The following is a 25428-nucleotide window of genomic DNA, read 5'->3' on the forward strand; positions in this document are numbered from 1 at the left end:
TATGAGTACTACAACGACTGGTCTTGAAATAGCCGTCATCGGCATGAGTGGCGCCTTCCCCGGAGCAGCTGATCTGGAAGCATTCTGGAATAACCTGGCAGCAGGTACAGAGTCCCTTTCATTTATCACGCCGGAGGAAGCATCAGGCAGGGGCGTACCGGCAAACATACTGTCGGACCCCGCATACGTGCCTGCGCTTGGCGGTGTACTGGAAGATAAATATGTTTTTGATGCGGCATTTTTCGGTTATACGGAGAAAGATGCCAGAGAGATGCATCCGCAGATAAGATTGTTCCACGAGCATGCATACAGGGCGCTCGAAGGAGCCGGCTATCCGCCTGCTGCACAGGCAGCCAGGCAGGTAGGCGTTTATGCGGCAGCATCGTCGGGGATACACTGGCAGCTGCTGACAAGCCTGGCCAATACCGCCGGAGGAGTGGCGGCATTTGCAGGCGAGGCCCTCGCCAATAAAGATTTTCTGGCAACACATATTGCGTACCGGCTTAACCTTACGGGGCCGGCGATGACGCTGAATACCGCCTGTTCTTCCTCATTGGTGGTATTACATACCGCCTGCCGCGCACTACTTACGGGAGAGTGCACCATGGCGCTGGCAGGAGCAGTATCGGTCAACACAGACCCCGGCTCCGGCTACCTGCACCAGCAGGGAATGATACTGTCGCCGGACGGGCATTGCCGCACCTTCGATGAAGCTGCCGGAGGAACGGTACCCGGCGAAGGTATCGGCGTGATCCTGCTGAAACGGCTGTCGAAAGCCCTGGAAGATAAAGACACGATTCATGCTGTCATCAGAAGTACCGCGGTAAATAATGACGGCGCATCAAAAGCCGGATATCATGCGCCTGCGGTAGAAGGCCAGGCAGCCGTTATCAGGAATGCCATCAAACTGGCCGCCATTCCTGCAGAAAGCATTACCTATGTAGAAGCGCATGGCACCGGCACCGCACTGGGCGATCCGGTAGAAGTAAAAGCACTTACCGCGGCATTCAACAGTCAGGATACCGGTTACTGCGCGATAGGATCTGTGAAAACAAATATCGGACACCTGGATACGGCAGCAGGCATGGCAGGACTTATCAAAACCATTCTCTGTCTGAAGAACAGGAAACTGGTACCCAGCCTGCACTTCCGGCAAACGGGGCATCAGCTCCGGCTGGATCAGACGCCGTTCTATGTAAGTACGGCACATACCACATGGGAGCCGAAAGGCAATCATCCTTTACGGGCCGGCGTCAGCTCTTTCGGTATCGGTGGCACCAATGCGCATGTAATACTGGAAGCCGCACCGGCGCTGTCTGCACCGGCAACCGCAACCGAAGGCAATGAGCTGCTGCTGTTGTCTGCACATTCCGCTTCTTCCCTGGAAGCCATGTGTGAAGATATCCTGCATTTTATTTCGGAAGAGGAAAAACCCCGTCTGTCAGACCTGGCCTATACTTTATTGCATTACAGACAGGAGCAGGGATACCGCCGGGCAGTGGCCACGGATAGCATAGCCGGACTGAAAGCTGCATTAATACAGCCTTTCACACCGGTAATGCATCCGGGGAAACGGCCTGTGGTATGGATGTTTCCCGGGCAGGGCAGTCAGTACACCGGGATGGGAAAACAACTGTATGTACACGAGCCGGTGTTCAGGGAAAACCTGGATACCTGTTCCCGCCTGCTCGGAATAAATATCGCCGCTATGCTTTACGGCGGAGAAACCGGTGATCAGGATATATCACAGACGCAATGGACACAGCCGGTATTGTTCGCCTTTGAATATTCGCTGGCGTGCCTGCTGCAGCATTATGGGATATCTCCGGACCTGATGATAGGGCATAGCCTGGGAGAATATGTAGCGGCCACTATGGCGGGCGTATTCAGGCTGGAAGATGCGCTGGCGGTGGTACGTATGCGCGGCACGCTTATGCAGCGCACAGCGCCGGGCAAGATGATAGCCGCGAAGATGTCCCGCGAGCAACTTGACCGCCTGCCTTTACAGCAGGTTTCGGTAAGCGCGTATAACACCGCTGCCGATGTCACCCTTTCCGGTAAGGCAGAAGATATTGACAGTATCTGCAGCCTGCTGGACGAAACCGGAAATACCTACGTGCGGCTGCAGGTGTCACACGCATTCCATTCATCTGCGATGGACCCTGTATTGGCGCAGTTCGAAAAATACCTGGAGCAGTTTTCCCTCAGCGCGCCACACATACCTTTTGTATCCTGTGTTACAGGACAGCTGATAACTCCGCAGATGGCCTGCAGCCCGGCCTACTGGTGTCAGCAGCTGCGGCATGCGGTGGACTTCTCGCAGGGACTGCAGCTGGTGACCGGCCTGAAAAATGCCATCGTATTTGAAGCCGGACCCGGCCAGGTATTAGGGAATTTTCTGAAAGGAGCTTCACCGGATCATAGCACCTTCTCTTATTTCAATCTTATCCCGCATGCAAAAAGCCGGGAAGATGATCAGCGTTGGTTCCTGGCGCAGCTGGGCCGGTCCTGGGCAGAAGGAGGGACAATACGCCGGAAAGCCTTTGCTGCAGTAGATTGTATGCGCCTGTCATTACCTCCGTACCGCTTTGATAAAACAGTGTATGATATCGACCGGTCTGTAGCCGCCGCCGTACAGGCACAGGTGGAAAAAGAAATGCATGCCTGGCAACGGAAAGCACCGCAGGAATGGTTTTATATACCACTGTGGGAACAATCAGTAATGCCCGCTGTGACTAAAACATGGCAGCATACACTGTTGGTATTGCCTGGAGACACAATGCCATGGCCATTTCTCAGTAGGCTGTCTGCAACAGTTACCTCGCTGGCAGACATGGAAGCCCGGCTGGAAATAATGGAACAGCAACATACTTTTCCGGACCGCATTATCTATTGCTGTGATCACGAAAATATAGCAGACCCTTATGGGCCGGTCTGCCGGCTGCTGACCGCCATTCAGGTGGCAGGCCGCGCCGGCAACGGACGTGCATTGGATTTCTGTGTAACAGGCATGCATCTATTCAATGCTACCGGTATGGAAAATGTGCCGCCCGCACTGGCAGCGCTGACAGGAGTAATGAAGGTTGCCACTACAGAATATTCCGGTATCACTTTCCGCATGATAGACACAGATGGAGTTGATACCGACCTGCTGGTATATGAGTTGAATGCTGCCCCGAAAGACTTACTGGTGGCTTGCCGGGGCCGCAGGAGAATGTTGCCTGTTTTCAAACCGTTTACACCGGCTGCAACAGAAAATCCATCCCTGTTATACAAAGGCATGTGCTGCATCATTACCGGTGCTTTTGGCGGCATGGGCGCGGCCATCGCCGGATACCTGGCAGCTGAATATGCCGCCAGCCTGATACTTCTTGTAAGACCAGGGTTTCCGCCGGAAGAACAATGGGAGAACGTGATAGCAGACGGCGATGCCGAAGCTGGCCGCAGAATAGCACAGGTACAGGAATACCGCAGGCTGGGTGCTTCCGTTGTTGTCATCGCTGCAGATATGACGGACTCCCAACTGATGGCTGCAGAAATCGCGGCCGCAGAGAAAACACTCAAACCGGCAGACGGCATATTTCATTGCGCAGGATTGCCCGATTACGAAGGCGTTATACAAAGAAGAACCGGAGAGAGCATCGTCAGGATAATGGCGCCAAAGGCAGGCGGATGGCTTACCCTGGAGCATATATTCCAGGGCAGGGATCTCCGCTTTGTGATTAATTTTTCTTCCCTTGGAAATGTTGTATACCAACACAAATACGGACAGGCAGGATATAACTGCGCCAATGAATTCCTGGATGCCTGCACGGATCATCACCGTTTCGGAAAATCCACTTTTGTATCTGCTATCAACTGGGACGACTGGGCCACAGCAGGTATGGCGGTTACAACAGTGAATGAACGCGTGCAGAAAGGTACGCTGGAAGCTGCCGCAGCAGACGGCCTGCTGAAAGACGGACTCCGTAATGAAGAAGGACTGTATGTACTCACCACGGTCATGGAGCAACGCCTCGCGAGGGTAGCAATATCTACTACCAGTCTTGCTCATCGTATACGCAACGTGGAAACAGCCGCGGACCAGTCGGCCGTTATACCGGGCGCAGGAGAAAAACCGGTAACGTTCCTGAAAGGCGCAGCCGCCGGAAATACCGTGGCAGCCGTATTCTCCCATCTTCTGGGAATAGTGCAGCCTTCAGCTGCCCTCGACTTTTTTGATGCCGGTGGCGACTCGCTGAAGGCTATTCAGTTACTGGCGCTGATAAAGGAAAAATGGCAGGTGGTGATACCGCTGGAATATTTTTTCAGCCATCCTACGATCAACGGTATTACGGACTTTATCGGGAACTGTACGCCGGACAATGCCTCGCCGGTATCAGCACCAGTTGCGTTTAATGACGGTGCGCCATATCAGCTGTTCTGTTTTCCGCCTGCTGTAGCATATGGTATCGCGTATAAGAAACTGGCCGGCTGTATGCCTGATACAACACTGTATGCATTTGATTTTATTGCCGGAGAAGACCGCTACGAAACATACACCACACAGATAATGGAACGTCAGTCTGCCGGGCCTTACGTCCTGTTTGGCTATTCAGCGGGCGGCGCACTGGCCTGGGAAGTGGCCAGGAGGCTGGAAGAAAAAGGCGCACAGGTTGGCGGAGTCATTATGCTGGATACTTACCGCTACCGGCATATGGATCATGCAGATGAAGTATTGCAGGCCCCCTTCATACAGGGGATAGACGACTACCTGCCTGCTGCCGGTGCTGACGCTAAAGCACAGGTGCTGCAAAATATCCGTGATTATTACATCTTCAGCAATACGCTCATCAGCAAAGAGCCTGTCAACGGAGCACTGTTCCTGGTAACCGCTACCGACCGGAACGAAAAGCAACAGGAAATAGCTGACCGGATACCGGCCGCGAAAGCCGTATACTATCCTGCGTTCCACGACCTGTGCGCACAGTATGCAGAACATACCGGCGCCGGTGGTCACGATCAGATGATGGAATCGCCTTACCTGGAAAAAAATGCTTCCATCATCCGTTCCCTGCTGTCAAAGATCTTATCTACCTGATAAATTTTTATTCATTTAATAAAACCCTTTTTATATGATTACGCATATTGATGAAATATCTGTACAGGAATTCAATGCCAGGCTGTTCGATAAACAGTACTTTATACCAGGCAAACCATTGATCGTACGTAACTTCTTTATCGAAGAAGATAAATACGCCAGATGGACACCGGAATTTCTGATGAACGCTGTCAAGGGCGATGACCGTCCGGTGGGTATGTCTGTTTACACGATGAGTGAAGATAAACATGAGCAGTTCTTCCGTTCCGGCGTGCGGGAAGATCATGGCCTGCAGGAAGCCATGGCATTGGCAGTAGCCGATCCTGAAGGCGGCAAATATTATAACCTGCTTGAATCTTCTATCCCTGCACTGGTAGAGAAAGTGGAGATCCCTGCCTTCCTCACCGACAAAACCAACAGCAGTGAAGGTTACCTCTGGATTGGCAACGGTAACATCACCCCGCTGCATTTTGATGCACCCAACAACTTCTATTTCCAGATCAAGGGTTCCAAGATATTCCACATCTTCGAACCTTCTCATTATTTCTATCTGTATCCTTCCGGCTCCAATGCCAGCGCCATCTCAGATGTTGAAACCATCGACCAGCAAAAATATCCGCTGGCAAAGCATGTAAAACCGGTGGTGGTGCGGCTTGAACCCGGCGACTTCCTGTATCTCCCGCCGTTCTGGTGGCACCAGGTAGAATCGGCAGGCGCTTATATTTCCCTTAACTACTGGGGGTATCCGCGTGTGGAACAGTGCCTCTGCTATCCCGGATTCTATGAACTGCTGCGGCACTTTGAACTGGGCATACTGATACGCATGTACGAAAGAACAAACAAGCATGGCGCTGAAGACTTTACCATCAGGGAAGTAGTACAAATGTTGCTGGCCCGCGGATACAACTGGGCTGCCTATATCTTCGGTATGGCGCTGTTTCAGGACCGGCTGTATGAAATACTGGAAGATGCCGGTATCAGTCCTTCTGCAGATATTATCTCCCGTACAGAGGAATTCTTTGCCAGAATGGATCGCCAGGAAATGAACCTCGACAATATCAGGTATGAAACCCTGGGAGAGGACCGCTTTTATGATGCCAGTCGTCTCCTGCACACCCATGAAGTAGTATCGCGCGAAACGGCAGACCGTCTATATCGTTTTGCTTCCTTCCTTAAACAGGCCAAATCACTTGACAATGTAACGGTGTCACCGCAGCTGGTGAACGATATGATGGATTTCCACGAAGAGCTGGCCACCTATGATGTGAGAGCAGTACAGGCATAGCGCAGATACACCGGATTTTGATTCACCTAATTTCTTTTAAAATGAAGTATATATCCAGAGAAACATACTGGCAGCAGATATTACGGCAGGATATTCCGCTCCTGCAGATCCCTGCAACTGCGCCTGTGGATAAAGAACCGGTTTCAGTAAGTGTTACTGTAAGTCCGGAGCTGAGGGAAAGGATTACCGCCGTGACAAAAGCGCAGCCCATGGGAAAATATATCTTCTACCTCACCTGTTTCAGTGCACTGATCGCAAAGTATACAGGTGAAGAAGTGATTGCCCTGGTAAGCCCGCAACTTCCCGGCTACAGCGATATGCAGCAGGAGGGTGTTAACCTGATTATCGCGCAGATGGATGCCGGCGCCACCGGCAGACAACTGCTGAACGGGATGAAAGAAAGAATAACGGAGATGTTGCCCTTCCAGGGAATAACACCTCCGTCCGGTACCGGCACTTTTGCCTTCATTGATACAGCCATGCAGGAGCCGGTACCGGCATTGAACAGCCGGTTCCTGCTTTGTGTGTCCGGCGATAGCCTGGAACTGACCTGCACCGGTGGTCATAGCCGTGCATTCATCGCGCAGCTGCTCCGGCATTTCTGCCGCCTGGCGCAGCTGATACTGGAACAACCGGATCAGCCGGTAGCTGAGCTGGAGGTAACCGATGAGGCAGAACGCCTTTACCTGGCCGACAGTGCCGGGAAATACGACAGCGGTGTGGTGGCAGACGGACATTTCCTGGATCATTTCATGCAGCAGCTGCAGCGTGTACCACATGCGCCGGCGGTAAAGTTCAGGAATAAAACACTCAGCTACGCTGAACTGGAGCGTAAAAGCAACCAGATAGCCGGTGCACTGAAAGCGCGCAACGTAGGCTACGGGAACAGGGTGGTAGTAGTAATGGACAGGTCTGACAAGCTGCTGGCGGCCATGCTGGCGATCTGGAAACTGGGTGCGGTATATGTTCCCGTAGATCCGGCATCTCCCAGAGAGCGCGTCATGAATATTGTCAGAGATGCTGCCGCCCGCCATATCGTCCTGGAATACAAGCACCGCCTGCTGCTGGAATACGATGAGCAGTCCGATCACATCCTGGCAGAAAGCATTGACAATAACAGTGATGAATATACGCAGGCAGAACCGGTTGCAGGCAGTCTGGCCTATATCATCTATACCTCCGGTTCTACCGGTAATCCCAAAGGGGTGATGGTGAATCATAAAGGCATGCTGAACCATCTGCTTGTCAAAATAAAAGATCTCGCCATCAATGCGGATAGCGTGGTAGCGCAGAATGCATCACAGGGATTTGATATTTCCATATGGCAGTTTTTGTCAGCCCTGATGACCGGCGGATGTACCAGGGTTTACAGTAATGAAGATGTAAAGGATGTTACGGGTTTCCCCGAAAAAGTATATGCCGATGGTGTAACCGTACTGCAGGTAGTGCCTGCCTATCTCCGCGCGTTATATGAAATGAGGGGAGAGGAAGATATACAGCGTTTTTTCGGAGCGCTGTCATACCTGGTAGTAACGGGAGAGGAGTTTCGTCCGTCGCTGGCGAACCGCTGCTTCCGGCTGCTGAAAAACACCCACATCGTCAATGCGTATGGTCCAACAGAAACTTCCGATGACGTAACGCACTATACGATGACCAGCCTGTATCCCGAAGCGCTGCTGCCTATAGGCGTCACCCTGCCGAACATTTTCATGTATGTGACAGATGGTAATGGCCGCCTGTGTCCTGACGGTATGAAAGGAGAGATCTGGATATCCGGCGCCGGCACGGGGGACGGATACTGGAACGATCCGCTGAAAACCGCAGCGGCCTTTATGCCTGATCCGTTCGTGCCTGCCAGGGGTATGTTGTTCAAAAGCGGCGACCTTGGCTGCCGCCTGCCGGATGGCAACTTTATCTTCTTCGGCAGAAAAGATGACCAGGTAAAAATCAATGGGTGCAGGATAGAACTGAGGGAGATAGAAATGCATCTCCTGAAGATGGAAATGATACAGGATGCTGTTGTGCTGCCGGCAAAAACACCCGCGCAGGAACAAAGCCTGCATGCATTCCTGCTTTGCCCTGCAGCAGAGCAGCCCGATGAAACCACGGTGCGAGAATTCCTGAAAACCTTGCTGCCGGCATATATGGTGCCTTCGGGTTTTACATTCCTGGAATCTTTTCCAACACTGCCCAGCGGCAAGACCGATAAAAAGTCATTGCTGGAAAAACAATCAGCCGCACCATCCGTCAGCACAACTGCTGCTATGACCCCAACCGAACAGCAGCTGATGCAGATATGGGAAACGGTACTGGGAACCGCTATACCCGGTAAACACGCACATTTTTTTGAGCAGGGTGGTAATTCGCTGCACGCTTTACAGGCAGTAGTAGCGATTAATAAAAACTGGAACGTAACACTGGACATACAGGAGATATTTGATTATCCTGTACTCGGGCAGCTGGCCGCCAGGATACCTGCAGACAGCGGACTTGCCGGAACAACCCACCCCGCCGGTACAAAGATCACCGTAGAAATTTAACAGAACAGATATGCACTACCCGGATATTGAGCAGCTAGTAGCCACTTTAAGGGAAGAAAGGGTACACCTGTACCTGGAAAATAATAAACTGAAAGCCGATCTTCAGCAGGGCAGCCACGTGGCCCTGCTGGAAAGGATCAAAGCCAGCAAGGAAGATCTCATCGCCCATATCACACAACTTCACCGGGAGATAGACCCCGACGGCGCACTGCAGCTCATACCATCTGCAGGAACGCTGCTGACAGATAATCAGCAGCAGCTCTGGAAAGTATCGAAGCTGGACGGCGGCGCTGCTGCCTATAACATTGTGCTGGTGCTGGATATCAACGGTGTCCCGGATGTTGGCCGCTTCCGGTCTGCCCTCCGCGCGCTGGTGCAAAAACATGAGGCGCTGCGAACACTTATCTTTGAACAGGAACAACAACCGCTTGCCTTTGCCGTAAGCCCGGCATCTGTGACCCCGGTCATGGAAACAGCCGATCACCGCGGTAGTACGGATGAAACTTCGCTGATAAATGCCTGCATCGAAACCGAAAGGACAACAGCTTTCAGCTTTGGCCGGCAGCCCCTTTACCGAACCGTTTTGCTTTCCTTTGCCGATGACCGCCACTGCCTCCTGTTTACCCTGCACCACCTGGTGTGTGACGGCGTTTCCCTGAATATCATCCGCGAAGACCTGTTATCACTTTATCTTTCCGCAGCAGCGCCTGTATTGCCGGCGCCGGCCTTCAGCGAGATAATGGCCGCCGCCAGGTGGCAGACTGACAGCCGTAAAGCTGCTGCCGCTTTCTGGCAGGAGCTTTACAGCACAGACGTTCCCGCAGCAGGATGGCCGGACGATTTTCAGGCGCCTGCAAAACCGGTATTCTCCGGTGGCGTGGTAAGCAACATCATCGCCGCCGGCGACCTGGAACAACTCCGGAAAATCTGCCTCAGCAAATCACTTACCCTTTTTCATGGGCTGTTCGCCATCATCAACACCCTGCAGTACCTGAAAACAGGGCAGCACGACCTGGTGACAGGTACCGTGGCTGCCGGCCGCACGGATGCTGCCGCACAGCGTGCCGTAGGGCTGTTCGTCAATACGCTGGCCGTACGCCAGGTGATAGATCCGGAAGAATCCTTCGCGGACATGCTGCTGAAAACCGGCCACCTGCTCCGGCAGGTTATCTCGCATCAGCACACACCCCTCACGGATATACTGAGCCACATGAGAAAGAACGGGATCAGTTTCCCGGCCCCCCTGTTCAATATCATGGTAGTGCTGCATAATCATACCAGCGAAACAACGGCCAGGTTTGAAGCTGCCGGCCTGCAGCTGGCAGACCGCTCCCCGGTGCAGTTCAACGGAGATTTTACCTATACCTTCAACTTTACGGAAACAGCAGCAGGGCTTAATATAGACCTGGAATATAACACCACGCTGAACACAGCAGCTACCGCGCAGGAAATGCTCTCACATTTCACACAGCTGCTTCATGCAGTAGCAGAAAATATACAATCGCCCCTGAAAAAACTTTCCTTCCTCACGGCAGCAGAAGAACGGTTGCGGCTGCAGGAATGGGCCGGACCGGTTTATCCGCCGACAAATGATACGACCATACAGCTGTTCCTGCAACATGCACAGGAACATCCGCAACAGGTGGCAGCCGTTTTTGAAACGCATCAGGTAACATACGGCGCTTTGGCTGCTACCGCTGCCTTCCTGGCAAAGACGTTACAGCAGAAATTCGGTGTAGCAAAAGATACGCGGGTAATGGTTATTGCAGACAGAAGTCATCATATGCTGATGACCCTCACCGGAATACTGATGGCTGGCGGTGCGTATGTACCGGTATTGCCTGACTGGCCGGTAGAACGGATCGTCTATCTGGCCAGGGACACCGCTCCGCAGGTGATACTGGTGGCAGAAAAATACCGTCATCTCCTGGCAGATACCGGTTTACCGGTCATGATAACAGAAGAGCTGCTGGCAGCTGCAGCCAATGCTGCGCCGGTGGCGGCAGACAGCCACGCACAGGGCGAAGATCTCGCCTATATCATCTATACATCCGGTTCTACCGGCGCTCCGAAAGGAGCCATGATAGAGCATGCCGGGATGCTGAATCACCTGCTGGCCAAAATGGACTGTCTGCTGCTCAACGAAACATGCAGGATAGCACAAACGGCTTCAGCAGCATTTGACATCTCTGTATGGCAGTTTTTTGCTCCGCTGATAACCGGCGGTACCTGCGTTATCTATGAAGATGATATTGTCAGGAATCCCGGCGCACTGGCCGCCCGTATCGCGCAGGACAGTATTACCATACTGGAGCTGGTACCGTCTTACATACCGCTGCTGCTCGAAGTGCCCGGCGTGGAGAAGATGTTGTCATCCCTGAAATTTATGATGGTTACCGGAGAGGCCCTGCATGTATCCACGCTGGTAAGCTGGTTTGCCATGTTCCCGCACATACCTGTAGTAAATGCCTATGGCCCCACAGAGGCCTCAGACGATATTACGCATCACATTTTTTATGCGCCCCCGGCAGATCTCCGCGTGCCGCTGGGCCGCCCCGTCAGGAATCTTCGTTTATACGTTGCCGATAGCTGGGGCGCCCTGATGCCAGCAGGTGTAAAAGGTCAGATACTGGTCTCCGGAATAGGCGTAGGACGCGGATACCTGAACGATAAAGAGAAAACCGCACGGGCATTTTTCCCGGATCCCTATGCCGTAGATGAGCCTGGCCGCAGAATGTATGCCACAGGAGATATCGGCCGCTGGAATAAGGATGGTACGCTGGAATTCTTTGGCAGAAAAGATGAACAGGTAAAGATCCGCGGTTACCGCATAGAATTACAGGAGATAGAAAAGAATATGGCAGAACTCCTGGATACCGGGATGGTGGCCGCCGGCATCAGGAAAGACCATACGGGTACAGACAGAATCACTGCCTACATAGAAAAACAGTCGCTGACCCTGTCGCTGCAACAGCTGCAGTCAGCGCTCCGTAACAGGATCCCTGCCTATATGATCCCTTCCTGCTGGATCCTGGTGGATACCATGCCGCTTACGCCAAATGGAAAGACAGATAAACGTTCACTGTCTGCCATACCGCTGGAGCAGGCAATAGGATTACATGCTGAATTGTCTTCCGCGATATTGTCAGATAAGGAAAGGGAAGTAGCGCTGATATGGTCGGCACTGCTGGGAGAAGAACGGCGCTTTACTGCCGGCAGTCATTTCTTTGACGAGGGCGGAGATTCATTTACAGCTATTCAGCTGGCAGCGAAGTTAACGGCTGCCTTTAAAGTGAAAATAAACGTAGATGAGATATTTGCGCATCCCATGTTGCAGGAGCAGGCATTGCTGGCAGAGAACAGCACAGAAGATACGCCGGGCCTGTGCAGTGTAACGGAAGATGGAGCCAGTTACCCGGTATCTGATTTACAACGGGGCATCTATTTTAACTGCAGGCTGCAGCCCGACAGCATAGCCTATCACCTGAATTTCGCTTTCCGTGCACATGGTAGAATTGATCGTGTAAAACTCACCGCTGCAGTGAACAGTCTGGCTGTGCGGCACAGTATTTTCCGCACTACCTTTTATGAGGAGAAGGGAGTTGTTTACCAACAGGTGCATCCGCATACCGGCATTGTCATAAAAGAAGAAAAGATGCCCGCTGTTCCTGCATTTCCGCCGGTACATTTTGATCTTTCCCTCGGACCGCTGTTTTCGTTGACGGTATGGCATGATGATAATAACAACGAGTGGCTGATATTACAGTTACATCACATTATCTGCGACGGCTATTCACTAGGGCTGATTATGAGAGAACTGCAGCAGCTCTACACCGGCGTAGCATTACCGCTGCCGCCATATCAATATGCCGACTATACCCGCTGGCAGCAGGAACAGGGGCGGGCGGAAATGCAGCGACAGCTGGATTTCTGGCTGAAGAAGTACCTGCATTTCCAGGTAAGGCCACTGTTCCCGGAAACGAGACCAACCGCCATAAAATCAACGGAAGCTGCCGTCATACAAAAGGAAATATCTGCGGCTGACAGAGAAGCACTCCTCCGTTTTGCCGCACAGTCGGGCATCACCATCCCGAATATCCTGCTCGGCGCCTGGCTGGTGGTATTGACGAAATATACCGGAGAGAAGGATATCACCATCGGTATGCCTGTATCAGGAAGAGGGCGGCACGAATGTTTTGGTATAGCAGGCCCGTTTGCCAACATCGTGCCTTTCTCCCAATCGCTGGATAATAATACCCGCCTGACTGATCTGCTGCAGGAAGTACAGCAGCAGTCCATTGCAGCGCTGGGGCGCCAGGAATTTTCCTATGTCAGCTTCAAACATCAGTCTGGCCTGCTTTTCTCGGATGATGACCATACGCTCTTTGATGTGGCCTTCTCCTGTGAATACAGTCATGCTGCCCGGAAAGACGATACCGTGATCGCATTCGGAGAAGAGCTGATACTGGAATATACCGATATCCCGCAGCCGATGGAACTCAAGTACAAGTTGCATTTCAGAAGCATGGTATTTGCCGATGCCGTCAGCCTCCGTCTTGAATTCAGGAGCGCCACAATTGCACCGCCGCTGGCCGGAAAGCTGATGGAAGGCATGCTGCAGGTAATTCATTACATCACAACAGGAACAACAGGTACGGTAGGAGAGGCAGAGCTGCTGCATGTGCTGCCGTCGCCGTCGGCTGTACCTGACCAGGTACCCTTTAATTTTTAGTATGATTAATATAGATGAAAGACAACTGGTGCTGACCTCTGCGCAATTTGCGGAGGCGCGGCATTACTGGGAAGCTGTTAGCAGCGATATAGCAGCATGGGATATGCAGGCCGCGCGGTTGCCATGCTCCGGCAGCCACCACCGTAATGTGTCTGCAGCAAGAAAATGTATGGCGAGAGAGCTGTCTCCTGCAATAGCGGAACGTGTGGCCCGGCTTTCGGCCGGTTCTTCCACTAATCAGCTGGCTGTCTGGTTAACAGTAGTGGCCGCACTGATGAGGATCTATACGGGAGAAGATCATCTCATCCTGGGTATACCGCTGTATCCGCATTCCGGAACATCATACGGCCCTGAAAACGGGTTACTCAGCTGCACCTGCAGCATGGATAAAGCAACCACTTTCCGTACGCTGTTAACAGCCACTGCGGAGAAGATAACCAGGGCCCTGCAGTTCGGGGATTTTCCCAGCGACCGGCTGCTGCCTGCGCAAAAGGTGCCTGCTGTACTGGTAACGCCGGGTAATCCGGAGCAGCCGGATCCCGCCTGGCCGCCGCTGCAAATTATCTTCGGGTATGAATGCACCGCACATACCGCAACGCTGTACGCCAATTACGAAACAACATATCTCTCTGAGGAGGAGATATGTCATATGATGGAATATGCGGAGCTGCTGCTGGCAGGAATGCTCTCCGGACCTGACCAGCCGCTTGCAACTATCAGCATCGTACCTGCGGCCTTCCGGATGCAGCTGGAACAACTGCATGCTGCCTCCGTTCCGGTAGCGACAGCACAACATCTGTCGGATGCCTGGTCTGAAGTAGTAAACCGGTACGGAGAGCATACGGCTGCCTGCGATATGCAGCAAAGCTATACCTATGAAGCGCTGAACAGGCACGCCGCTTCGCTGGCAGCACAGATGCGGCAGGCCGGCGTGAAACGGGGCAGCCGAGTGATACTGATGCTGCCTCCTGCCGTTATCTTACCACTCAGCATACTGGCATGTTTCAAATGCGGTGTGGCCTTTGTGCCCGTGGATCCTGATATTCCAGCGGAAAGACTCCGGGAGATCACAGCTGAATCAGCGGCGGTATGCCTGCTTACCACCAGTGACCTGAACCGGGAAATGCCGGAAGGACTACCCGTGTTAAGGGCCGACGAATTGCATGCCGCACCGGCCGTACTCACTGAAGAGCCGCCAGGCACGCCGGACGATGAAGCATATGTGATCTTTACTTCCGGATCAACCGGCACGCCCAAGGGAGTAGTCATCACACACCGCTCGCTGCACAACTACATTCATTTCCTTATCAGACGGGCAACGCTGACATCCGCTGATGCTACGGTGCTCACTTCGTCGTATGCATTTGACCTGGGATATACCTCGCTGTTTCCCATCCTGTTTGCAGGAGGCGTTCTGCACCTGCTGCCGAAAGAAATTTACCTGGATACCAGCGTATTCCTTCCGTATGTGCAGCAACATGCGGTCACCTTCCTGAAGGCAACGCCTTCCTTTCTGTTGCTGCTTTCAGGAAACCGGCAGCTGCTGCGGCAATACGGGCAGTCGCTCCGCCTCATCGTATCCGGAGGAGAACAGTTCAATATGCATGTGCCGGATAACTTTTTTGCTTCCCTGGAAAACGTGCAGCTGATGAACCACTATGGTCCTACGGAAACAACGATAGGTATTCTAACGGAGATGGTTACACGCTCCTCTCTGGAGCAGTTCCGCATGCAGCCTGTGCTGGGTGCTCCCATAGCCGGCACACAGGTATTTGTGGCCGATAAATACCTGAATATGCTGCCGCCGGGCGTGCGGGGAGAGCTGTACGTATCCGGCGAATGTCTTTTCAAAGGCTATCTGAAAGCAGTACATACCACAGACAAATTAATTCCTCATCCTTTTATACCGGGACAATTATGTTACCGCACCGGTGACATAGTATCCTGGACTGATGACTTTCGTCTGCAGTTCTGGGGCAGGAATGACAGCCAGGTAAAGCTGCATGGTTACAGGATAGACCTGAAAGAAATAGAAAAACATCTGCTGCTGTATCCCGGAACAGACCAGGTGCATGCAGCCGTTGTATCCGCGGGAAATACTTCCGCCATAGAAGCCTGGTATACAGCGGCTGTAAAAATTCCTGCGGCAGCCATCAGGGCATTTCTCTCGGAGCGGTTGCCATTCTATATGATACCGGCTGCCTGCACACAAATCGAAAAGTTTGAACTGACCTTCAACGGAAAGATTGATACCCGGCAACTGGCCGGTAAAGGTATTGATGCCGCTGCAACGGATATTGCGGCTATCTGGATGGGGGTGCTGGGCCTCGGCGACACGCCGCCGGATCCTGCTGCCAGCTTCTTTTCCTGCGGCGGGCACTCTTTACAGGCCATCGAGCTGATCGGCCGGATAAAAGAACAGCTGCACCGCACTGTCACCATCGGAGATATTTACAGGTATCCGGAACTCGGCAGGTTTACTGCCTTTGTAAACAGCCTGCCCGACGAAGCCACGCCGCAACTGTATCACGCCGAAGAAAAGGAATACTATCCATGTACGCACGCACAAAGAAGAATGTTTGTGCTGCAGGCTATGGAACCCGCCAGCTGCGCCTATAACAAACCGGTTGTCATGCAGCTGAACGGCGCATTTGATATAGCCAGGTATCAGGAGGCGATAGATAAACTGATTGAACGCCACGAATGTCTGCGTACATCCTTTCACGTTATGGGAGATGATATCTGTCAGCAAGTACATCCTCCGGCATCCTGTGCGGTGCGTGTAAAAGATGTAACAGGCACAGACGCCGGTTTTTTCCTCAGGGGGCTGGTACGTCCGTTTAACCTGGAACAGTCGCCGCTGGTGCGTTCCACGGTGCTGCAAACAGGCAGCGAAGCGTATCTGCTCTTCCTGGATGTACATCACATCACATCCGATGCATTGTCTACACAGTTGCTGATAGAAGAACTTTTTGCGATATACAGCGGATCAGCTGTTCCTGCGCCGGATTTTCAGTTCAGGGACTATGCTGTATGGACAAACAGTGAAGACTATCAGCATAAACTGGCATATCAGCGTAATTTCTGGAAAGAGTACCTGCAGGGCGCCAGCCGCACGCCTCTTCCTGGTATCCTGCCCGGCAGGCCGCCAAAAGCCGGAGGAAAGGCGGATGTGCGGCACGGTTATATCGACGGCGAACTTTTCTCCCGGATCAGCGACTTTATCAGAACGAAGCAGGTAACGCTGTTCAGTTTTATGCTGGCAGGTTTCCAGGCGCTGTTATACAGGCTTACAGGCGCTATGGATATACTGGTAGGTTCTTCTGTAGATGGCAGAGATGCCTCGTGGCAGAAACATATTGCAGGCATCTTCATCAATACCATTACCATCCGTCAGGCTGTTCAACCCCGTCAGTCTTTTAATGATTTTCTGGAAGATGTAGCTGCGAATATGGCCAGCGTACTGCAACACCGGCAGTACCCGTTTGATCTGCTGGTAGAAGACCTGCAGGAAGTACCGGTGCCGGGCCGGCATCCGTTTTTTGATGTGTTCTTTGAGCAGCTGCCTTTTTCGCGGGAACTCCCCGAACTGCAGGACCTGCGGATAGCATTCCGGCCATCCGATGTGGCTGCTGCCAAATTCCCGCTGGCGGTATACCTGCTGCCTGCTACAGATACACTGAGGATAGACATAGAGTGCGATCAGGGCATATACCCTGATGACTTTGCCAGCAACTTTCTTACGCAATATATCAGCCTTATCCGGCAGGTATGCCAACAACCGGATATAGCCATTGATGCGTTGTCAGCCGATAAATAATATTCAAGTCAAGATCATGGAGAACAGAACAGTACAGGATATTATCTGTGGAATGTCCCTGCCACAGCAAGATATATATTATGAGCACCTGCTGGTGAACGACCCCGTAAAATTCAACATAGGCGCGAAAGTAGTGATTAATGGCACGCTGGATGAAGACCGCCTGCGGAAGTCGCTCGATATACTGATCCAACGCAACGAAGCACTGCGCATGTCTGTGCTGACTGTGGACGGTAATCCCGCCGTGAAAATACATCCGGTAGTAAACGGCACGCTGGGGTTCATCAGCATGGAGCAGGAACCTGACCCTGAAGCCGCCGCCGGCGCGCTGATCGACGATGAATTCCGTAAAGGATTTGAACTGGATCCGGAGCAGCTGCTCTATCGTTTTACCTTGCTGAAAATCAGTGCCGTAAAATATTTTCTCGTGGCAAGGTATCATCATATCATCGTTGATGGCTGGGCCACTTCACTGATGTATCAGCAGTGGACTACCATCTACAATACGCTGCTCACCGGTGAAGATACCGGCCGGCAGCAGCTTTTCCGCTATACGGATTATATCAGGGAGAGCACCGCCTATCCTGCATCGGCAGCGTATCAGGCTGATAGCGCTTACTGGGAGCAGTATTTCAGCAATCCCGGTACGCCCGTGTTTGAGCCTGATGAACAACATCTTCACCTGCAGCCGGCAGAAAATTTCCGGAATAACTCTTTCCTGGCAGACAGAAAAGAATATGATGCCATCGTAAAATGGTGTGAACAGCAGAAGTGTTCCATCTTTCACTTCTTCATTGCCGTCATCTCGAAATATGCTGCTGGGCTGAGCGGCCGGAAAGACCTGGTAGTAGGGCTTCCGATATTGAACAGGTCAGACTTTGCCGCAAAACATACCATCGGGCTGTATACAATGATTACACCTTTGCGTATCCGCGATACTGACAGCATGGACCTGTCTGCACTGATGCAGCAGCTGAAAGCAGACCTGAAGGCATCGTACCGGCACCAGAAATTTCCGTTACGCGGAATCATGAAGCAGGAAGGAGCTATCGCCGACCTGGGAAGAACGATCTACGATGTGTTTTTCAGTTATGAAAAACATGATTATGATTTTGCTTACGGAGAAAGCGGATGCCAGGTAATACCGCTGGTCAATGCCAATCACAGGTGCCCTGTTTGTGTATATGTAAGAGAGTTTGATGCTGCAGGTCCTGTAAAGATAGACATCTCGCTGGATACTGCTTATTTTCCGGAAGAAGTGCTGGCCCTGGCCACCAGCCACCTGCACGGCCTCATGCAAAAACTGGCGGCACAGACAACAACGCCGTTAAAAGATATCTCCCTGCTGGCCGCCTGGGAAGAAGCCCGGTTATTGCAATGGGGAAAAGGAGAGGAGGTAGTAATGCCGGCAGGCGGATTAACAGACTGGCTGCGGGCTGCAGCCGATGCCTCTCCGCAGGCCATCGCTGTACGCGCAGCAGATGCAGACATTACCTATGCAGCCCTGAAAAGCTACACTGCTGCTATCAGTAATTATCTGCAGCAGCATATCATACAGGGAGAGAACAATATCATCGCTGTGCTGCCAGCGCGCGACAGCCACCTGCTGCCGGTCATGTCGGGTATCATGGATGCCGGTGCTGCCTATCTGCCGTTAGACAGTAAAATGCCGGTGGAAAGAATCCGTATCATGCTGGATGACAGCGGGGCCGTAGCTTTGCTGGCAAGCAGAAAATATACGGCGCTCATTCCGCCTGCCTGTAAAGGGCAGGTAATTTTCATAGAAGACCTGCAGGCGCTCGCTGCAGCATGTACTAAACGGGAGGCTGTATCTGCCGCAGCGGCAGACAGGCTGGCATATATCATCTACACTTCCGGCTCTACCGGTAAACCCAAAGGCGTAGAAATAGGCTATCGTTCGCTCGGTTATTTCCTGACAGCACTCCGGCAGATGCAGTTTCTCGGAAAAGGCGATGTGTTGCTGGCACATACATCAGTAGCCTTTGATATTTCTATACTGGAATTATTTTTCCCGCTGATACAGGGCGGCATGATTGTACTGGCAGATGATGAAGTAGCGACTGACCCGTTGCGCCTGAAAGAACTGTACTATGCGGAGCAGGTGAATGTTATGCAGGCAACACCGAGTATGTGGGCGCTGTTGTATGAAGCCGGCTGGAAAGGCAGCAGCGGCCTTACGATACTGACGGGAGGAGAGGCGCTGCCGCAGCATCTCGCCGTAAACCTGGCGGGCTGCGCCAAAGCAGTATGGAATATGTATGGCCCTACAGAAACAACTATCTGGTCTGCCGCAGGACTTATCACAGATGCAGCCCATATACATATCGGCCGCCCGATTGCCAATACGCAATGTTATATCATGAAAGGCGAAACGCTGGCGCCTGCCGGCTGCCGTGGAGAACTGGTCATTGGCGGGGAAGGTGTGGCGCGGGGATATAAAGGACAGCCCGGCCTTACCGCCGAACGCTTTGTTCCTGATCCTTACAGGCCGGGTGCATGGCGCTACAGAACCGGCGACCTGTGTAGCTGGAACCCGGATGGCACACTGGCCTATCACCGGAGAAATGATTCGCAGGTGAAACTTCATGGCCACCGTATTGAATGCGCCGGGATAGAACAGATAATGATGAACATCCCGTATATCTCACGCGCGTATGTGGATGTTATTCAGTTGTCTGCCTCCGGTAAAGCCCTGGTGGCTTTTATATCATCTGATATTACTGTGGAAGAAAAAAATATCAGGGAGATACTGGAGCAGCAGTTGCCTGCGTACATGGTGCCATCCGTATTTATAGCGGTAGCTGCCTGGCCGCTGATGGTAAGCGGCAAGACAGATAAGCAGCAGCTAACAGCTCTTTACCGCAACTCGCTGCAGGAAGAAGTAACCACCGCTCTTCCGCTTTCAGAAAGAGAACAGGAAATATTAACAATATGGCAGGAAGTGCTGGAAACCAGACAGGCCGGGATGGACGACAGTTTCTTCCGGTACGGGGGAGACAGCCTTAAAGCCATCAGGTTACAGACACGCCTGTACGAAAAGTTCGGTGTCCGCACCGGTATCCGGTATATCTTTTCGCATCCTACACCCCGACTGCTATGCCAGGGTTTACAGCATACACTGCATGATCCGGCAGAAAAAATACTGCCGGCCGGAGGAGGGCCATACTACCCGCTTTCCGGTGCTCAGCAGCGCATATGGCTGATGAGCCAGACTACCGCAGGGTCGCTGGCGTATACGATGAGAGAAGCCTTTCACCTGAAGGGCGCAATAGACTTTAACGTACTGGAAGCCGCGTTGTCAATGCTGGCGGAAAGAACACCCTCTCTCCGGACTGCCTTTATACAAAGGGAAGGCGGTTATTTCCAGCAGATAATACCGCATACGTCCGCTGCTGCCTGCATCGAAATAATACCGGTGAACGCAGCTGCTACCTGGATAGAAGAAAAAGCTGCTGAACCATTTGACCTTTCCCGCGTACCGCTGCTGAAAGTACAGGTGCAAAGCCCTGCTGCCGGCGAACATATTTTCCTGCTGTCTGTACATCATCTCGTGGCAGATGGCCTGTCATTGAAAATATTGGTAAACCGGCTGTTTGATCTCTACAGAGATATCGCAGCAGGGAAAAAAACGGCAGCAGATGATAGCGGGATCGATTATAAAGATTATGCCGTATGGTATCAGCAATGGCTGCAACGCGGGATACCGGAAACGGTGGCCGCTTTTTGGCGCAGACAGCTGAACGGCGCTCCCGCAGCGTTGCAGCTGCCCGGCATGAATACCCAACATCATACTGGCGGCGGAGCTGGCGGCAGAGGGCTGATGACCTTTACGGTGCCGGGTAAACATACTGCAGGCATCAGTAATTTTTCAGCGCAGCATCACACTACTGCCTTCGCTGTTTATCTGTCGGTATATACATTGGTATTAAGTAAGATTTCCGGCAATAAAGATTTCATAACCGGTATTGTGACAGCAGGCAGGGATCATCCTCAGCTGCAGGCGCTGGTAGGAAATTTTATCAACTTCCTGCCGTTCAGGGTGCAGCCTGCAGAAGATCTGTCGCTGTCTGACTATATCGCACAGGTAGCTGCAAAGCTGCAGGAGACGGATCAGTACAAGGATTTCCCGGCAGAGATGCTGGCGGAAGAATGGACCGCCGCCGGTCATTATGGTCAGCCGCTGTATAATACCGCTATGGTATTTCATACCGATAATACACTGGCACAGCTGAAACAGCATGCACGTTGTCAGGGCTGGCGGCTTTCCCCTTTAGCGCTGCAAACGGGAGTAGCGACACTGGATATAAAACTGGATGTGCTGATGCATCATCGGGGGAGGAAGACGGTAGTGAGACTGGAATACAATCCGGATAAGGTTCCGCAGGAACTGGCCACAAGACTGCGTGACGGGTTGCAGCATGCCTTCGGATGGCTGGATCAGCCGGCCACACTGATTTCCGCGCTGCAGCTGCCGGCTGATAAGCTTTATACGGCAAAGAAAAAAACAACGGAACGTTTGCAGGTGCTGGCCTCATTTTCAGCAGAGCCGTTGTTAAAATCACTGGAGGCATGTACGGCCGCCATGGGTATCCGTATGGATATTTCCCTGGCGCCTTATAATCAGTATCTGCAATACCTCGCTGCTTCCCTGTCAGAAAAGGATCAGCTGACAGTATTGTTGTTCAGGCCGGAAGATGTGTTGCGGCAATCTCCCGCAGGAGGTATCGCTACTGTTACCGCCATCTGCAACAGCATCACGGCATTGCTGGCAGCGCTGCCACCGGGTGCGGTCTGTATGGTAGGTATCTGCCCGGCCGGTGAAAATGATATGCTTGCCGGACAGCGTTCCCGCTTTTATACCCGCATACAGGAGCTGGCAGCGCAACATGCCGGAATTAAGCTGCTGCAGCTGGAACAGCTGGGAAAATATTATCCCGTCAGCGAAACATTTGACCGGTTTGCAGACAGGCAGGCGCATATTCCCTACACAGAAAATTTCTTTACCGCCCTTGCGATGGAAGTAGCCCGGAAGATATTTTCCAGGATACATCCAACGTTCAAGGTGATAGCGGTAGATTGTGATAATACTTTGTGGACAGGCGTTTGCGGGGAAGATGGCGCAACGGGAGTGCGTATAGGCAGTGGCAACAGGTTGCTGCAGGAATTTTTACTGAAGAAAAGGGAAGAAGGTTTTTTGCTGGCCATCGTCAGCAAAAATAATGAGCAGGATGTATGGGATGTTTTCGATCATCATCCGGATATGCTGCTGAAGAAAGCTGCTTTTACCACCTGGAAAATCAACTGGGAAAGAAAATCGCAGAACATCGCTGCAATAGCCGCAGCGCTGGGCTTCCGGGAAGATGCTGTTCTGTTGCTGGACGACAGCCTCACGGAATGTATGGAAGTAAAAACGGCTAACCCGGACATCTGCGCACTGCCGGTGCCGCTCTCCGCAGCAGAGATGCCCGCCTTTCTCTATCATCTGACAGGCACAGAGGCATGGAGCGTGACAGAAGAAGACCGCAGCCGTCCGCTGTTATATGAGCAGCAGCAGGCAAGGGAACAAAGTCTGGCCGTTGCTTCCTCCATGGAAGCGTTCCTGCAGAAACTGGATTTAAAGGTGAGCCTGAATAATACGTTGCCACAGGAAGCAGACAGGATATCGCAGCTTTCTCTGCGCACCAACCAGTTTAACTTGTCCGGACAACGGTTTACCGCTGCGGAAATAACCACGCTGGCAGCAGATGGTACGCCATGCTTCAGTATAGAGGCCAGAGATGTTTTTGGCGACTACGGACTGGTAGGCGCTGTAATAGCCGGGATACAGGAAGAAGCCCTGGTGGTAACCTCCTTTCTGCTCAGCTGCCGCGCACTGGGCAAAGGGGTGGAAACAGCGGTGCTGTCAGGTTTGAAACAATATGCGGAGCAGCAGCAGTTGCCGCTGATAAGATACTGTTTCCGCCGGCTTCCGAGAAATAAGCCTATACAGGAGTTCCTGGAAAAATATGCTACACTTCAATCCCGCGAAGGAGATATCACTTATTACGAGATCGCTGTTGCCGATATCAGAGAAACCGCGTATGTCACCCTGCTGAGGGGAGAGCGGTTCCCTCCGGCAGTTGCGCCGGCAGCGCCGCAGCAGTGGCAGCCTTTGCAGGAAACGCCGCCCGCAGAAATGGAAAGCAGTGCCGCCTATATCCCTGACAGCGCGTATTTCAATGCCATCACCCCGGCAGATAAACACTACCGGGTGTATAAACATTTTATAGAAGTGCAGGACCGTTCCTCCCCGTTGTGGGATAGCAACGGGGCCGGCAATGCATTATCACAGCACAGCGGGGACCAGTTGTTTCAGGAGCTGCATATGCTGTACAGCCGCTTTGTGGCGCAGGATCCTGCAGATCCGGCAGCAGATTATTTCCGCCTCGGAGGAGACAGCATTAAAGCCACGCGGTTATTGTCGGCCGTCTACCGGCAGTTCGGAAAAGAGGTCAGCCTGGCTGCATTTTTTGCCCGGCCCACGCTTTATGCATTGTATGATATTGTCAGAGAAAAAGACGTAACGGAAGCGCATCAGGTAAGCACAGACCAGGCATCGGTGACAGTTGAATTATCTGATGCACAACAGCAGATATGGATGCTCGCCGGTATGCGGGGCGGCAATGCAGCCTATAACCAGGCTGCTGTCATCACGCTCCGCGGCACATTTGACATCGGGCGGCTGCGTGATGGTTTCCAGTGGCTGACTGACCGCTACGAAATACTCAGAACAGGGATGGTAGCGGCGGCGGACAGCCTTTTCCCGCTGCAGCAGATATTGCCTGCGGGTACGCACCGGTTTGAAATAGAACGGATAGATGTTTCCCGCTGCACAAAAGAAGATATAACGGAGATGACTATACGGGAATCGCGGCGTGAATTTGACCTGTCACAGGCTCCGCTGCTCAGAGCTGTATTACTGGAATCGTCGTCGTCAGACAGTATACTGATATGCTGTACGCATCATATTGTTGCCGAAGGGTGGTCGCTGCAGCTGATCGTGGAAAAGCTGATCCGCCATTACAGCGGTGAAGCAGAAACCGCATGGCCGCAGGTGCAGTACCGGGACTGGGTAAAATTCAGGCAGGAGCACCGGCATTCAGCAGCATACCTGCAGGCGAAGGATTACTGGCTGCAGCTGTTTGGTAACGGCGCCGTTGCTACTACGCTGCCGTTTATGCTGCCGCATAAAGGACATCCCGGTTTCTCCGGAAAGACATACTCCCTCCGTTTACCCATGGATACGGCAGATCTCAAAGACAGGTGTGCGCAGGCAGGCGTAACGCCATTCATCTGGTTGCTGACAACGGTAAAGATTTTACTGGCTCACCTGGCCGCTACGCAGGAAGTCATCGTGGGAACCATAAGCGCAGGCCGCGGCGGCCATTATGCCTTCTTTGACCAGGTCGGACTTTTTACGCAATCCCTGCTGCTGAAAACGGATATCCCCGCTGACCGCTCGTTCCGGGAGCTGCTGGAAGCCGTCAGAACATCCGTTGTAAAAGCCTATGAACATGAATCATATGGCTATCACGACCTGACAGGAGAGTTGCGCCGGCAGAAAATTGCGCAGGTACCCGCTATGAACATCATGGTGATTATGGACGAATTTTCAGTACATCATATACAGGTAAATGACGCGCTCGGACTTACCATTGAAGCAGCAGATACCTGCACCAGCCGCTTCGGGCTGTGCTTTGTATGCTCAACGGAAGGACCACAGCCTTTATTGAAACTGATCTATAACACCGCCGTATTCCGTGAGCAGGACATTAACATGATAGCGGCTGCATACCAGGAGATATTACAGTGGCTGTCAGCACATCCGGATCAACCTGTTGCAGGGCTTACTGCCACAGCATCTGCAGGTGTCAATATGGACAGCGTTTCATTTGATTTTTAACTTTTCCA

6 protein-coding genes are annotated in these 25428 nt (G+C 52.5%); all 6 read left to right on the forward strand.

The features are described from left to right. Position 1: 1 nt before the first annotated feature. From GWG06_RS10365 to GWG06_RS10390, 6 genes are read left to right on the forward strand one after another with little or no spacing between them, the layout of a single operon-like run. Positions 2 to 5080, forward strand: coding sequence for a type I polyketide synthase (locus GWG06_RS10365; RefSeq protein WP_160713079.1), 5079 nt, complete (start codon positions 2 to 4; stop codon positions 5078 to 5080). A gap of 34 nt (positions 5081 to 5114) precedes the next feature. Next, positions 5115 to 6365 (forward strand): cupin-like domain-containing protein, encoded by a 1251-nt coding sequence (locus GWG06_RS10370; protein ID WP_160713081.1) that lies wholly within the window; start codon positions 5115 to 5117, stop codon positions 6363 to 6365. 41 nt (positions 6366 to 6406) lie between these two features. Next, positions 6407 to 8905, forward strand: a complete 2499-nt coding sequence (locus GWG06_RS10375) for a non-ribosomal peptide synthetase (RefSeq protein ID WP_160713083.1) — start codon at positions 6407 to 6409, stop codon at positions 8903 to 8905. A gap of 10 nt (positions 8906 to 8915) precedes the next feature. Continuing rightward, entirely contained in the window at positions 8916 to 13637 is a 4722-nt protein-coding gene (locus GWG06_RS10380) for a non-ribosomal peptide synthetase (RefSeq protein ID WP_160713085.1), read from the forward strand. Position 13638: 1 nt separating this feature from the next. Beyond that, positions 13639 to 17457 (forward strand): non-ribosomal peptide synthetase, encoded by a 3819-nt coding sequence (locus GWG06_RS10385; RefSeq protein WP_160713087.1) that lies wholly within the window; start codon positions 13639 to 13641, stop codon positions 17455 to 17457. Positions 17458 to 17473: 16 nt separating this feature from the next. Next, positions 17474 to 25420, forward strand: a complete 7947-nt coding sequence (locus GWG06_RS10390) for a non-ribosomal peptide synthetase (protein ID WP_160713089.1) — start codon at positions 17474 to 17476, stop codon at positions 25418 to 25420. Positions 25421 to 25428: the final 8 nt, after the last annotated feature.

The sequence above is a fragment of the Chitinophaga solisilvae genome (assembly GCF_009928525.1).
GTDB classification, from domain to species: Bacteria; Bacteroidota; Bacteroidia; order Chitinophagales; family Chitinophagaceae; genus Chitinophaga; species Chitinophaga solisilvae.